This window comes from Streptomyces sp. MB09-01 (assembly GCF_033794505.1).
Lineage (GTDB): Bacteria > Actinomycetota > Actinomycetes > Streptomycetales > Streptomycetaceae > Streptomyces.
In genome coordinates this window covers 24,954-38,676 of record NZ_JARAYQ010000025.1, presented here as the reverse complement: position 1 = coordinate 38,676, position 13,723 = coordinate 24,954, and the positions used below count along the sequence as shown (strand labels likewise).

Sequence of the window (13,723 nt, the reverse complement as noted above, 5' to 3'; positions counted from 1 at the left end):
TTGAATTCTCAACAACTTCGACGAGGACGACGTTAGACCCATCCTGTTTAAATTTCAACATCTAGGCGGGGTGTCAGGTCATTTTGTGAAGGTCCTACAACGGGTGAGGGTCCCGTCTGGCGGAGTCCCTACATCCTCCGGCCGTACTGTGCGGGCCACACAGCGGAAGACTCCCGAGACTGTGCGGAATGAACGGAGGTTTTTCATCGCGATCTTCGTAAGGTCGGTACATGACCGTTGTGGACCAGACCCCGAGCGAGCCGACGGACGCCCGTGGGCGCGTGGCCGAGCTGCACTCCCTGCGCGAGCAGGCGCGGCGCGGCCCCAGTGACCGCGCGACCGAGACCCAGCACGCCAAGGGCAAGCTGACCGCCCGTGAGCGCATCGCGCTGCTCCTCGACGAGGGTTCCTTCAAGGAGGTCGAGCAGCTCCGCCGCCACCGGGCGACCGGGTTCGGCCTGGAGGCCAAGAAGCCCTACACCGACGGTGTCATCACCGGCTGGGGCACGGTCGAGGGCCGTACGGTCTTCGTCTACGCGCACGACTTCCGCATCTTCGGCGGCGCCCTGGGCGAGGCCCACGCCACGAAGATCCACAAGATCATGGACATGGCCATCGCGGCCGGTGCCCCGCTGGTCTCCCTGAACGACGGCGCCGGCGCCCGCATCCAGGAGGGCGTCTCCGCCCTCGCCGGGTACGGCGGCATCTTCCAGCGCAACACCAAGGCCTCGGGGGTCATCCCGCAGATCTCGGTCATGCTCGGCCCGTGCGCCGGCGGTGCCGCCTACTCCCCGGCCCTGACGGACTTCGTCTTCATGGTCCGGGACACCTCGCAGATGTTCATCACCGGCCCGGACGTGGTCCGCGCGGTGACCGGCGAGGAGATCACCCAGAACGGCCTCGGCGGCGCCGACGTGCACGCCGAGACCTCGGGCGTGGCGCACTTCGCGTACGACGACGAGGAGACCTGCATCTCCGAGGTCCGCTACCTCATCTCGATGCTGCCCTCGAACAACCGCGAGAACCCGCCCGTCCACGAGACGAGCGACCCCGCGGACCGCCGCAGCGAGGTCCTGCTGGACCTGGTGCCCGCCGACGGCAACCGCCCGTACGACATGCTCAAGGTCATCGAGGAGATCGTCGACGAGGGCGACGTCCTGGAGATCCACGAGCGCTGGGCCCGCAACATCATCTGCGCCCTGGCCCGGATGAACGGCCAGGTCGTCGGCATCGTCGCCAACCAGCCCGGCCACCTCGCCGGAGTCCTGGACATCGAGGCCTCCGAGAAGGCCGCGCGCTTCGTCCAGATGTGTGACGCCTTCAACATCCCGATCGTCACCCTGCTGGACGTCCCCGGCTTCCTGCCGGGCGTCGACCAGGAGCACGGCGGCATCATCCGCCACGGCGCCAAGCTGCTGTACGCCTACTGCAACGCCACCGTCCCGCGGATCTCGCTGATCCTGCGCAAGGCCTACGGCGGCGCGTACATCGTCATGGACTCCCAGTCCATCGGCGCCGACCTCACCTACGCCTGGCCCACCAACGAGATCGCCGTGATGGGCGCCGAGGGTGCCGCCAACGTCATCTTCCGCAAGCAGATCGCGGACGCCGAGGACCCCGAGGCCATGCGCGTCCGCATGGTCAAGGAGTACAAGGCCGAGCTGATGCACCCGTACTACGCGGCCGAGCGCGGCCTCGTCGACGACGTCATCGACCCCGCCGAGACCCGCGAAGTCCTCGTCAGCGCCCTCGCGATGCTTCGCAACAAGCACGCCGATCTGCCGTCCCGCAAGCACGGCAACCCGCCGCAGTAACCGCGAAGGAGACCTGCCACCCCATGACCCACGCCACTGACACCCTGCTGCGCGTCGAGAAGGGCAACGCCGCGCCGGAGGAGCTGGCCGCGATCACCGCGATCCTGCTCGCCCGTACCGCCGCCACTCCCGAGGAGACCGCGGTCCGCACGCCCCGCCAGGCCGGCTGGCGCCGTCTGGAGCGCACCCCGGGCTTCCGCGCCCCGCACAGCTGGCAGGGCTGAGTCCCCGAGCCCGGCGCAAGGCCCCGCACCCCGAACAGGGTGCGGGGCCTTGCGCGTACCCGGTCCTCGGCGCGGGAGCCGTGCCGTACGGCCGGGCCCGGAGACGGCGAAGGCCCCCGCGTCGTACGACGCGGGGGCCTTCCCGATGCTGCGGACCGTAACCGCTACCGCAGGCGCGCCATGAGGGCGTGCTCGACGAGCGTGATGAGCGCGCTCTTGGCGTCCGCGCGGTGGCGGGCGTCGGTGGTGATGATGGGGGCGTCCGGGCCGATCTGCAGGGCCTCGCGGACTTCCTCCGGCGTGTAGGGCTGGTGCCCGTCGAAGCCGTTGAGGGCGATGACGAAAGGCAGGCCGCTGTTCTCGAAGTAGTCGACCGCGGGGAAGCAGTCGGCGAGGCGGCGCGTGTCCACGAGCACGACGGCGCCGATGGCGCCGCGGACGAGGTCGTCCCACATGAACCAGAAGCGGTCCTGGCCCGGGGTACCGAAGAGGTACAGGATCAGGTCCTGGTCCAGGGTGATGCGGCCGAAGTCCATGGCGACCGTGGTGGTCGTCTTGTCACCGGTGTGGGTGAGGTCGTCGATGCCGGCGGAGGCGCTGGTCATGACGGCTTCGGTGCGCAGCGGGTTGATCTCGGACACGGCTCCGACGAACGTGGTCTTGCCCACGCCGAAGCCGCCCGCCACCACGATCTTCGCGGAGGTGGTGGAGCGAGCAGGAGCCGCTCCGCCGTTAGAGCTTGCGAAGTCCACTGAGCACCCTTTCGAGCAGTGTCACATCAGGCTGGCCACCGGCAGACTCGTCGCCGCCGGGCTGGTGAATGGCGACAAGGCCCGCCTCCGCCAGGTCGGCGACGAGGATGCGGGCGACACCAAGAGGAATGGAGAGAAGTGCCGAGATCTCCGCGACGGATTTGATCTCCTGGCACAGGCGGCAGATGCGCTGGTGCTCGGGCAACTGCCCTTGCAGGCGCGCGGGATCGGCCGTGGTACTGACCAGCGCCTCGATGGCGAGCTGGTAGCGCGGCCGAGTACGGCCGCCGGTCATCGCGTACGGGCGCACCAGCGGGTTGTGGGCCTTCGGCGCCGGCTGCCGCGCGGCGCGCGGAGGCTGCTGCGGAGGCATCTGGTGCTGGGGCTGCTGGGGCTGTCCGTACGGCTGCTGCTGGTAGGGGTTCTGCTCCGGCACGGGCCGGCTGGGAGCGGAGGGAAAGTTGAAGCGGTTCTGGTCGTGCCCACCCTGCGGCTGCTGCGCGCCGCCATAAGGATGTCCTCCGGGTGTTGTCACGTTTCCTCCTCCGACTCCAAGTACGCAGTACTCCCTGTGGAACCGCGCCACCGCACCCTATGGTGCGATGGCGCGAAACGCACTGCCTGTCTGCTAGTTGAGAAGACTTCCCTGCAGCTCGGCACGCAGGTCCGGGGTGAGGACACTGCCCGCGCGATCCACCAGGAGGGCCATCTCGTAGCCCACGAGGCCGATGTCGCACTCGGGGTGCGCCAGTACGGCCAGCGAGGATCCGTCCGAGACGGACATGAGGAAAAGGAATCCCCGGTCCATCTCGACCACGGTCTGGTTGACGGCGCCGCCCTCGAAGATGCGGGAGGCCCCGGCGGTCAGCGACGTCAGACCGGAGGCCACGGCCGCCAGCTGATCGGCGCGGTCACGGGGGAATCCTTCGGACATCGCCAGAAGGAGTCCGTCGGCGGAGACCACCACCGTGTGGGACACCCCTGGGGTGTTGTCCACGAAGTTGGTGATCAACCAGTTCAGGTTCTGTGCCGCCTGGCTCATCGAACTCAACTATCGCTCCTGCTGGTATGTGGGGTCGATGTGGTAACTGCCGGTCGCCGGGCCGTTGTTGCCGGCCTGACGGCCCTGCTGGATACCGCGTCGGAGGTTGGTCAGACGGCCGCGGACGTCGTCCGGCGCCCGTGAGACCTGCGGACCCGCCTGTGCATCGGCCTGCTGCTGCGCCGTGCCGGCCACGAGGTTCGCCCGCGGAACCCGGCGGGGCAGCCCCGAGGTCGTGATACCGCCGGCGGCGGGCTGGCGCACGCGCTCGGCCTGGCGCATCAGCTCGTCGTTCGGCGAAGACTTCCAGCTGACGGTCGGCATGCTGCCGGTCGCCGCCGCGGCGGACTCGGCCGCCTGCTCCTGGCCGCGCTGCGGCAGCAGCTGCTGCGGCGCCGGGGCGGACTGCTGCGGCTGCTGGGGTACGCCCGGTCCCTGCGCGGGGGGCTGCTGCCCCTCCTCGCGGAACCAGTTCGACTCCAGCGTGTCGAATATCGGGCTGCGGCCGTCGCCGGAGCTCTGGGCCGGCGGCAGCGCCTCCGGCCGGTGGGCCTGCGGCAGTCGCGGGGCCTCCGGGCGCGCGGGCGGTACGGGTGCGTACGCGCCGCCGGGCTGCGGAGCCTGCGGCTGGGGCTGCTGCGGGGCCTGGGGCTGCTGACGGGCGAATCCGCCGACACCGGGGCCGCCGGGCCGCTGGGGCTGGTAGCCCGGGCGCTCGAACTGTCCGGTGCTGGACGGGTCCACGGAGCCCCGCACGTCCGGACGCTCGAACTGTCCGGTCGTGCTGGCCGGACCGTCGCCCTGCGGCATCGGGGCGTTGAAGTCCGGGCGGGCGAACTCCGCCGTCGAACCGGGGCCCGAGAGCTCGTCGTGGCCGCGGGCCTGGTCGGCGCCCCAGCTGGCGGTCTGCGGGCCGGGAAGCTCCGGACGCGCGGCACCGCCGCGCGGCGGCAGCTGCGGGCGGGCACCGTTCGGAGCCTGAGTGCCCGACTGCTGCTGGGGCTGCGGCTGCTGCGGGGCCTGCTGCGGCTGCTGCGGCCGCTCGAAGCCGTTGCCCTGCGGGAACCCGGACGGACCGGACGCCGAGGGCGACGAAGCCGGACGGGCCTGGGGGCCGCCGCCGAATCCGCCGTTGGCGACCGGACCGCGGCCCGGCAGCGGCCCACCGGCGCCGAAGGCACCCTGGCCCTGCCCCGCGGTGGTCGGACTCTGCTGCGGACGGGCACCGGGAGCACCGGCGCCGCCCTGCTGCGGAGGCCGCCCGCCCTGCGGGCCCTGCGGACGCTGACCGGAGCCGTCGCGGCCCGGGAGGGCGGCGCGCTGGCCGCCCGCACCGACCTGGCCGCGCTGCGGGCCCGCACCCACGGGCGGCCGTGCGGCCGCACCGGGCACGGAAGCCTGCCCGCCGGGGGCACCCTGGGCGCCACCGGGGCCGCCCTGGCCCGGCATCGGACCCGGCTTCTTGCCGCCCTGGGCGACGTCCACCGGCAGCATGACGAGGGCCGTCGTACCGCCCGAGTCGGAGGGGCGCAGCTGGATGCGGATGCCGTGTCGCAGGGACAGGCGGCCGACCACGAACAGACCCATGCGGCGGGAGACGGAGACGTCCACGGTCGGCGGCGAAGCGAGCCGCTCGTTGATCGCGGCGAGGTCCTCGGGGGAGAGGCCGATGCCCGTGTCGTGGATCTCGACGAGCACGCGGCCGTCGGGCAGCGCGTGACCGGTGACCTTGACCTTGGTCTGCGGGGAGGAGAACGAGGTGGCGTTCTCCAGCAGCTCGGCGAGGACGTGCACGAGGTCGTTGACCACGCGGCCGGCGACGTCGGTGCCGGGCACCGAGGACAGCTCGACGCGCTCGTACTGTTCCACCTCGGAGGCGGCCGCACGGAGGACGTCGACCAGCGGGACGGGGCGGGTCCACCGGCGGCCCGGCTCCTCGCCCGCGAGGACGAGGAGGTTTTCGCCGTTACGGCGCATGCGGGTCGCGAGGTGGTCGAGCTTGAAGAGCGAGGAGAGCTGGTCCGGGTCGGCCTCGCGCGACTCCAGTTCGGAGATGAGCGACAGCTGACGCTGGATGAGGCCCTGCGAGCGGCGCGAGAGGTTGGTGAACATCGCGTTGACGTTGCCTCGCAGGAGGGCCTGCTCGGCGGCGAGGCGGACGGCCTCGCGGTGCACGTCGTCGAAGGCCGCGGCCACCTGGCCGATCTCGTCGCGGGTGTGCACACCGACCGACTCCACGGACGTGTCCACGTCCTGCGGGTCGGACTCGGACAGCTGCTTGACGAGCTCGGGCAGCCGGTCCTGGGCGACGCGCGTCGCGGTGTCCTGCAGGCGGCGCAGCGAGCGGATCATCGAGCGGGCCATGACGAAGGCGCCGACGAGGGAGACACCGAGGACGAGGAGGATCAGGGCACCGTTGACGATGGCGTCCTGCTGGGCCTCGTTCTTCAGCTCACGGGCCTTCTGTTCCATCTCCTCGAGCAGGGTCAGCTCGATGACCTTCATGGCCGCGAGCTTCGTGCCGTCGGCGTCGTACCAGTCGAGCCAGGACCGGTTCTTCTCGCGAAGGAAGGCGTCCTGGCTGGTCAGCACGCGGCGCGCGTAGTGGTCGGCGGTGGAGATCTCCGAGTTGCTGTCGCCGAGGCCCGCGAGGAGTTCCTCGGTCTTGCCCTGATAGACCAGCTCGAACGTCGTCTTCGCCTGCGTCTCGCCCTTCTGGGCGGAGAGGGCGTAGAGCCGGTCGTTCTCCTCCAGCTTGCCCTGGCGCTCGTTGGTGTCCGGGAGCGAGGCGGCGATGATCGCGCGCTGGATGGAGGCGTACTCCTTGGCGGCGGAGAAGGCCGCCAGGGCGCGCGTACGCTTGATCATCTCCGGGTTGGAGGTGGCCTGCGCCATGTCCTGGGAGAGCGAGAGCAGCGAGACGATCATCGCGTTGTACTCGCTGACGGTCTGCTGGGCGCCGTTGACGTACGCCTTGTCGCGGACCGTCGAGATGTTCGCGATCTGACGGCCGATCTGCAGGACGTTGTTGCGGATCGACTTGAGGGTGTCGTCCTTCGCGCCCGTGCTGTCGACCTTGTCGGTCGCGGCGGCGAAGGCCTTGGCGGCGGTGTCGGTCTGCTGGCGGACGACGTCGACGCTGCTGGTGGTCTTGCCCTTGGAGAGCGAGAGCGGACCCGCGGAGAGGTCGCGCTCCTCCTGGAGCATGGCGGCCAGGTTGGTGGCCTGCCGGGTCATCGTCGTCAGGAGCTGCATGTGCTCCAGCTGCGCGATGTCGTTGAGCGAGTCGTTGATGCGGAAGCCACCGAGCGTGGTGGCGGCGACGACCGGCAGGGTCAGCAGCGACACGAGTCGCGTACTGATGCGCCAGTTCTGCATGGCGAGGCGAGAGCCGGGCCCACTGGGGGCCTTCGGTATCGCCACGTCCTGCTGCTCAGCCGGCCCGGCCTTGGCCTTGCCGGCCTTGGCGGTCTTCCCACGGCCCTTCGCCTTCACCGCGGCGGAGGAGTCGGGGCCTGCGCCCTCGACAGCCGGCCCGCGGTTCTGGGCGTGCTGGGGCGAGGAGCCACGGTCGGTCCCGCCGCGCGGCTCCTGCTCCGCCGCAGCGCTGCCATCCCTCTTGAATCGTCCCTGCACTAGCGTCGCAACCTCTGGACCAGGCGTCCCGCCGGGCGACCGGTGGGACGGTGTCGAGTCGTGGGGCACGTGCGGCCCCATGGTGGTCGTCGGTGACCGGCGCGTCTCCCTCTCCTTGCCGCCGCGCTCGGCGCTGAGTCGCGCCACCTGCGCGCCGGCTGATTCCCGCGGCGGTCCCGCGAATTCCAGCACAGTGGAGGATCTCCAACAAGGTGCGCGTGTCGGCCCGGAGAGTTGATTACGGCTTGTGATGGACGCGCTACGCGATGTGTGACTGCATTCGGTAGAAACCGGACTTACGCCAACCAAACAACATGCCCGGCAAGGTGTCCCAGTCGAGATGATCAGGAGCGGAATGACGCATTCAGTGGCGCAATGTCCGTTTCGACGGGTGTAGTTGACTGTCCATTATGCCGCTATTGTCCGATCGCGGGTGAGCAAACTCACACAGCCGTGGCCATTACTTCCTGGTTCGGCGGGGGATTCAGATGTTTAGCCTTGCCCCTTAAAGGGTTGGCGCCAGGGTTGGTGCATCGACAGCCGACACTCACAGATCGAACCGAGGACCCCGAACTCCCATGAAGACGACGATGATGTTCCGCAACATAGCCAACCCCCGCCGCACCACCCTCGCGCACCTCAAGGACGCCGAGGAGCTGCAGGCGGCGCCGGCCACCCCGGAACACTCCGTCGAGCTGCCCACGCAGACCGCCAACCCGCGCCGCACGGTCCTGATGGACGCACCGGTCGCCGTCGCCGCGCAGTAGCCGCACGGCTGCGGAACGCGAAGCCTCCCTGCCCGCCGCGTTAGCCTGGGTCCGCAGACTCCAGCCAGCGGACATACAGAGGGGCAGACGCAACACGTGCGCATCGCCAGGTTCTCGATCGACGGCAATGTCGCGTTCGGCGCGGTCGAGGGCAGCACCGCCCCCGGCGACGAAGCGACGCTCGTGCTCGACATCATCAAGGGCATCCCGTTCGCGGACTTCGAGCTCTCGGGCACGAAGGTCCCGCTGAGCAAGGTCCGGCTGCTGCCGCCCGTGCTCCCGAACAAGGTCGTGGCCATCGGCCGCAACTACGCGGAGCACGCGGCGGAGCTCGGCAACACCGTCTTCGACGACCAAGGCCGTCCGGACGCCCCCATCACCTTCTTCAAGCCCTCCACCTCGGTGGTCGGCCCGGGCGACCCGATCACGTACCCCTCCTTCTCCCAGGACGTCCACCACGAGGCGGAGCTCGCCGTGGTCATCGGACGCATGTGCCGCGAGGTCCCGAGGGAGCGCGTCAAGGACGTGATCCTCGGCTACACCTGCGCCAACGACGTCACCGCGCGCGACGTCCAGCAGCGGGAGAAGCAGTGGGCCCGGGCCAAGGGCTTCGACAGCGCCTGCCCCCTCGGCCCCTGGATCGAGACCGACCTGGACCCGGGCGACCTGACCATCCAGTGCACCGTCAACGGCGAACAGCGCCAGCTCGGCCGCACCAGCGACATGGTCCGCTCCATCGAAGACCTCGTCGTCCACATCACCGAGGCCATGACGCTGCTCCCGGGTGACGTCATCCTCACGGGGACCCCGGCCGGAGTCGGCCCCCTGAACGTCGGCGACGAGGTCGCCGTCACCATCGAAGGCATCGGCACTCTCACCAACAAGGTGATCAAGCGTGGTTAACGGACCTGTCCGCGTACGTTTCTGTCCCTCCCCGACCGGCAACCCCCACGTGGGCCTGGTCCGCACCGCCCTGTTCAACTGGGCGTTCGCCCGCCACCACGGCGGCACGTTCGTCTTCCGCATCGAGGACACCGACGCGGCCCGCGACTCCGAGGAGTCGTACGACCAGCTGCTCGCCTCGCTGCGCTGGCTCGGCTTCACCTGGGACGAGGGCCCCGAGGTCGGCGGCCCGCACGCCCCGTACCGCCAGTCCGAGCGCATGGACATCTACAAGGACGTCGCGAAGAAGCTGCTCGACGGCGGGTACGCGTACCACTGCTACTGCACCACCGAGGAGCTCGACGCGCGCCGTGCGGCCGCCCGCGCGGCCGGCAAGCCCTCCGGCTACGACGGCCACTGCCGCGAGCTCACGACCGTGCAGCTCGAGGCGTACCAGGGCGAGCACCGCCCGGCGATCGTCCGCTTCCGGATGCCCGACGAGCCGATCACCTTCACCGACCTGGTCCGCGGCGAGCTGACCTTCACCCCGGAGAACGTGCCGGACTTCGGCATCGTCCGGGCCAACGGCGCCCCGCTGTACACGCTGGTCAACCCGGTCGACGACGCGCTCATGGAGATCACGCACGTCCTGCGCGGCGAGGACCTCCTCTCGTCGACCCCCCGCCAGATCGCCCTCTACAAGGCGCTGATCGAGCTGGGCGTCGCCAAGTCCACCCCCGCGTTCGGCCACCTGCCGTACGTGATGGGCGAGGGCAACAAGAAGCTCTCCAAGCGCGACCCCGAGGCCTCGCTCAACCTGTACCGCGAGCGCGGCTTCCTCCCCGAGGGCCTGCTGAACTACCTCTCGCTCCTCGGCTGGTCCTTCTCCAAGGACCAGGACGTCTTCTCGATCGAGGAGATGGTCCAGAAGTTCGACATCGACGGGGTGAACGCCAACCCGGCGCGCTTCGACCTGAAGAAGGCCGAGTCGATCAACGGCGACCACATCCGCCTGCTCGACCCGAAGGCCTTCGCGGACGCCTGCGCCCCGTGGCTGCAGGCCCCGCACGCCAACTGGGCGCCCGAGGACTTCGACGCCGAGGCCTGGGAGCGCATCGCCCCGTACGCCCAGACCCGCGTCACCGTCCTGTCGGACATCACGGCCAACGTCGACTTCCTCTTCCTGAAGGAGCCGGTCGAGGACCAGGCCTCGTGGGACAAGGCGATGAAGGGCGAGCCGGCGGCCCTCCTGACGACGGCGCGCGAGAACCTGGCCGACGCCGACTGGTCGGACCCCGAGTCCCTCAAGCAGGCCGTCCTGACCGCCGGCGAGGCCCACGGCCTCAAGCTCGGCAAGGCCCAGGCCCCGGTCCGCGTGGCGGTCACCGGCCGCACGGTCGGCCTGCCGCTGTTCGAGTCCCTGGAGATCCTGGGCAAGGACCGCTCCCTGGCCCGCATCGACGCGGCGCTGGCCAAGCTGGCCGCGTAGCCCTCCCGTACTCCCGGCTACCGCCGGGAGGGACCGCCACCGCAGGGGGCGGCAGCCGGACTTCCGGCCGCCGCCCCCTGCGGCGTTGTCGGAGGCGGGCCCTAGTCTCCGGGAGGACGATCACCGCTCTCTCCCGCGCTCCGGAGGCCCCCGTGCCGATGACCCCGCCCGACTACTCCTGGCACTTCACCCAGGGCTCCGCCTTCGCCTACGAGGACGGCATGACGGGGACCCTCGCCCCGGTCGCCATCGGCGACGTGACCCTGCCCACGGGCCGGGTCGTCGCCTGCGACCCGTTCGTCTGCCTCGGCGGGGGCGAAGCAGAGCCCTTCGGTGTCGTGGTGGAGCCGGGCCGGTACCGGGCGGAGGCCGCGATCGCCACGCTGGTGCGCCCCGGCGTCCCGGAGGGCCCCCGCCCGCACACCCGGGTCGCCGCCGCGCGTCTCGTGATACGGGACACGCCGACCGTGAGCTGGGAGATGGCCGTCGAGGAGGGTCAGGACCCCGCCGTCCTCGGCGAGGACGAGTTCTACGGCTACGGGGTGGACGCGGGCACCGGCTGCTTCTACGACGCCGACGCCGACGGCTCGTTCCCCGGCACCGAGGACGAGGAGGGAGCGGTGTGGGCCGCCATGGAGGCGGTCGGCGACGGCCCGTCCGTCTTCCTGGCCGAGGGAGAGGACGGTCACACCCTCGCGGGCTTCACCTCCGGATGGGGCGACGGGTGCTACCCGACCTGGATCGGGCGCGACACCGAGGGCCGGGTCACCTGTTTCGTGACGGACTTCCTGGTCGTGCCCACGGCGCAGGTACCCGCGGCGTAGGCTCGGCCCATGCCGATCCGCGCCGTGCTGTGGGACATCGACGACACCCTCTTCGACTACACGGGTGCCGATGCCGCCGGGCTCGCGCGGCAGCTGGAGACCGAGGAGCTCGCGGACCGGTACGGGACCCCCGCGCAGGCGCTCGCGCTGTGGCGGGAGATCACCGACCGGCACTGGGCGCGCTTCGCCGCGGGTGAGGGAACGTTCCAGGGGCAGCGGCAGGACCGGGTGCGGGAGTTCCTGGAGCAGCCCGGGATGACGGCGGACGAGGCCGACGCCTGGTTCGACCGGTACGTCGAGCACTACAGGGCCGCCTGGGTCGTCTTCCCCGACGTGGTGCCCGTACTGGACGCCCTCGCGGCCGCCTACCGGCACGGGGTGCTCTCCAACTCCTCCACCGTCAACCAGGACCCCAAGCTGCGGCACCTCGGGCTGCGCGACCGCTTCGAGGTGCTGGTCTGCGCGGTCGAACTCGGGGTCAGCAAGCCCGAGGCGGCGGCCTTCCTGGCCGCGTGCGAGGCGCTCGGACTGCCGCCGGGAGAGGTGGCGTACGTGGGGGACCAGCCCGAGATCGACGCGCGAGGGGCCCGTGACGCCGGGCTGCTGGCGGTCTGGATCGACCGCGACGGCGGTCGCGGGCCCGGGCCCGAGGGCGCGCACCGTATCGAAGGCCTTGACCAGCTGCCGGAGCTGCTGGCAGGGGATACCCGTTTTGGAGCACGGTCAGGCATCCGGTAATGTTCTTTCTGCGCCGCCGGAGCGGGCCGAAAGGCCGGACGGAGGCGCCACCCGAAGGAAAACCCCGCCAAGGGGTTGACTTTTGGTGGGGTATAGTGTAATTGGCAACACGAGGGTTTCTGGTTCCCTTATTCTAGGTTCGAGTCCTGGTACCCCAGCGCAGTGCAGCAGTAACGCAGTGCTTTGCCCCCGTTGTGTAGCGGCCTAGCACGCCGCCCTCTCAAGGCGGTAGCGCCGGTTCGAATCCGGTCGGGGGTACAGATCCTTCCCGCGAGATCTCCAGGGTCGCACCCGGACGTCTTGATGCAGGATCGCTAGGGCCCCCGTTGTGTAGCGGCCTAGCACGCCGCCCTCTCAAGGCGGTAGCGCCGGTTCGAATCCGGTCGGGGGTACTGGTCTGGTCTAGACCACTTTGGGCTATAGTGTAATTGGCAACACGAGGGTTTCTGGTTCCCTTATTCTAGGTTCGAGTCCTGGTAGCCCAGCGCAGTAACAGCAGCACCAGCTAGCCCCCGTTGTGTAGCGGCCTAGCACGCCGCCCTCTCAAGGCGGTAGCGCCGGTTCGAATCCGGTCGGGGGTACGCATCGAAGAGGCCCTCCGCGTTCATCGCGGAGGGCCTCTTCGCTTTGCCTCCACGCGGTCGTGAGCGCGGATGTAAGTGCGGTCCCGGAGGCGCGTGTTCGGACGTGTGCGGCGTCGTACGCGCCCCCGGACCCGGGGGACGGACAGGGGAAGGCCTTCGGGCCGGGAGGTGCTCAGCCGGAGCGGCGCAGGGCCTCCGTGAGGCGTGCGGCCGCGTCGATGACGGCCTGGGCGTGCATCCGGCCCGGGTGGCGGGTCAGCCGCTCGATCGGCCCGGAGACCGACACGGAGGCCACCACGCGGTTCGACGGCCCGCGCACCGGCGCCGAGACGGAGGCCACGCCGGGCTCCCGCTCGCCGATCGACTGCGCCCAGCCGCGGCGCCGTACGCCCGAGAGCGCCGTCGCCGTGAAGCGCGCGCCCTGCAGACCGCGGTGGAGCCGCTCGGGCTCCTCCCAGGCCATCAGGATCTGCGCCGCCGAGCCGGCCTTCATCGGGAGCGTCGAGCCCACCGGGACGGTGTCCCGGAGGCCCGACAGCCGCTCCGCGGCCGCCACGCAGATGCGCATGTCTCCCTGACGGCGGTAGAGCTGCGCGCTCTCGCCCGTCACGTCACGGAGGTGGGTGAGTACCGGTCCCGCCGTGGCCAGCAGGCGGTCCTCGCCGGCCGCGGCGGCGAGCTCCGCCAGCCGCGGACCGAGGATGAACCGGCCCTGCATGTCCCTCGCCACCATCCGGTGGTGTTCCAGTGCCACGGCAAGGCGATGTGCCGTGGGTCGTGCGAGCCCTGTCGCCGCGACCAGCCCGGCGAGGGTGGCCGGACCGGACTCCAGTGCGCTCAGTACCAGAGCTGCCTTGTCGAGAACGCCGACGCCGCTAGAGTTGTCCATGAAACGATATTCGCGTCTCACACTGTGAAACGCAAGTTCAATTTTTCCAAGAACCAGCGAGTCTGTATGTGCGGGTCCACGA

General features: G+C 70.3%; 12 protein-coding genes and 5 tRNA genes. 12 read left to right on the top strand and 5 right to left on the bottom strand.

The annotated features are described in order from the left end of the window. The first annotated feature begins 230 nt into the window (after positions 1-230). Complete coding sequence (locus PV721_RS08375) at positions 231-1,814, top strand: acyl-CoA carboxylase subunit beta (protein WP_319722195.1); 1,584 nt, start codon at positions 231-233, stop codon at positions 1,812-1,814. Positions 1,815-1,837: 23 nt separating this feature from the next. After that, entirely contained in the window at positions 1,838-2,038 is a 201-nt protein-coding gene (locus PV721_RS08370; protein ID WP_319722194.1) for an acyl-CoA carboxylase subunit epsilon, read from the top strand. A 164-nt stretch (positions 2,039-2,202) separates the two neighbouring features. On the opposite strand, the gene PV721_RS08365 is transcribed toward PV721_RS08370, so the two are convergent. The 4 genes from PV721_RS08365 to PV721_RS08350 form a co-directional block, all read right to left on the bottom strand. Beyond that, on the bottom strand, positions 2,203-2,790 hold the full coding sequence (locus PV721_RS08365) for a GTP-binding protein (RefSeq protein ID WP_073911148.1): 588 nt from the start codon (positions 2,788-2,790) through the stop codon (positions 2,203-2,205). Beyond that, complete coding sequence (locus tag PV721_RS08360) at positions 2,771-3,325, bottom strand: DUF742 domain-containing protein (RefSeq protein ID WP_319722193.1); 555 nt, start codon at positions 3,323-3,325, stop codon at positions 2,771-2,773. Before PV721_RS08360 ends, PV721_RS08365 begins: the two co-directional genes overlap by 20 nt. A gap of 93 nt (positions 3,326-3,418) precedes the next feature. Further along, positions 3,419-3,832, bottom strand: coding sequence for a roadblock/LC7 domain-containing protein (locus tag PV721_RS08355; RefSeq protein ID WP_319722215.1), 414 nt, complete (start codon positions 3,830-3,832; stop codon positions 3,419-3,421). 9 nt (positions 3,833-3,841) lie between these two features. After that, a complete protein-coding gene (locus PV721_RS08350) occupies positions 3,842-7,468 on the bottom strand; it encodes a nitrate- and nitrite sensing domain-containing protein (protein ID WP_319722192.1) in 3,627 nt (1,208 codons plus the stop codon). Positions 7,469-8,046: 578 nt separating this feature from the next. Between PV721_RS08350 and PV721_RS08345 the strand changes: the two genes are divergently transcribed. The 10 genes from PV721_RS08345 to PV721_RS08300 all read left to right on the top strand — a co-directional run bounded on the left by PV721_RS08345 (position 8,047) and on the right by PV721_RS08300 (position 12,749). Then, complete coding sequence (locus PV721_RS08345; protein ID WP_319722191.1) at positions 8,047-8,235, top strand: hypothetical protein; 189 nt, start codon at positions 8,047-8,049, stop codon at positions 8,233-8,235. Between the two features lie 96 nt (positions 8,236-8,331). Beyond that, positions 8,332-9,138 carry a fumarylacetoacetate hydrolase family protein gene (locus PV721_RS08340; protein WP_319722190.1) on the top strand — a complete coding sequence of 269 codons (807 nt, stop codon included), beginning with the start codon at positions 8,332-8,334 and terminating at the stop codon, positions 9,136-9,138. Next, positions 9,131-10,606 carry a glutamate--tRNA ligase gene (gltX, locus tag PV721_RS08335; protein WP_319722189.1) on the top strand — a complete coding sequence of 492 codons (1,476 nt, stop codon included), beginning with the start codon at positions 9,131-9,133 and terminating at the stop codon, positions 10,604-10,606. The genes PV721_RS08340 and gltX overlap by 8 nt, the downstream gene beginning before the upstream one ends. Before the next feature lie 152 nt (positions 10,607-10,758). Continuing rightward, complete coding sequence (locus PV721_RS08330) at positions 10,759-11,430, top strand: DUF4241 domain-containing protein (RefSeq protein WP_319722188.1); 672 nt, start codon at positions 10,759-10,761, stop codon at positions 11,428-11,430. 9 nt (positions 11,431-11,439) lie between these two features. Beyond that, positions 11,440-12,168: an HAD family hydrolase gene (locus tag PV721_RS08325; protein ID WP_319722187.1), complete on the top strand. Its 729-nt coding sequence runs from the start codon at positions 11,440-11,442 to the stop codon at positions 12,166-12,168. Between the two features lie 86 nt (positions 12,169-12,254). Further along, positions 12,255-12,326: transfer RNA gene (locus tag PV721_RS08320), tRNA-Gln, on the top strand. 27 nt (positions 12,327-12,353) lie between these two features. Next, a tRNA-Glu gene (locus PV721_RS08315) sits at positions 12,354-12,426 on the top strand. A gap of 61 nt (positions 12,427-12,487) precedes the next feature. Further along, positions 12,488-12,560 (top strand) — tRNA-Glu (locus PV721_RS08310). Between the two features lie 21 nt (positions 12,561-12,581). Next, positions 12,582-12,653 (top strand) — tRNA-Gln (locus tag PV721_RS08305). 23 nt (positions 12,654-12,676) lie between these two features. Then, positions 12,677-12,749, top strand: a tRNA-Glu gene (locus tag PV721_RS08300). 175 nt (positions 12,750-12,924) lie between these two features. Here PV721_RS08300 and ndgR read toward each other — a convergent pair. Further along, the gene (gene ndgR / locus PV721_RS08295) at positions 12,925-13,641 is read right to left on the bottom strand and encodes an IclR family transcriptional regulator NdgR (protein WP_007266782.1); all 717 of its coding nucleotides are present in this window, start codon (positions 13,639-13,641) and stop codon (positions 12,925-12,927) included. Positions 13,642-13,723 lie beyond the last annotated feature (82 nt).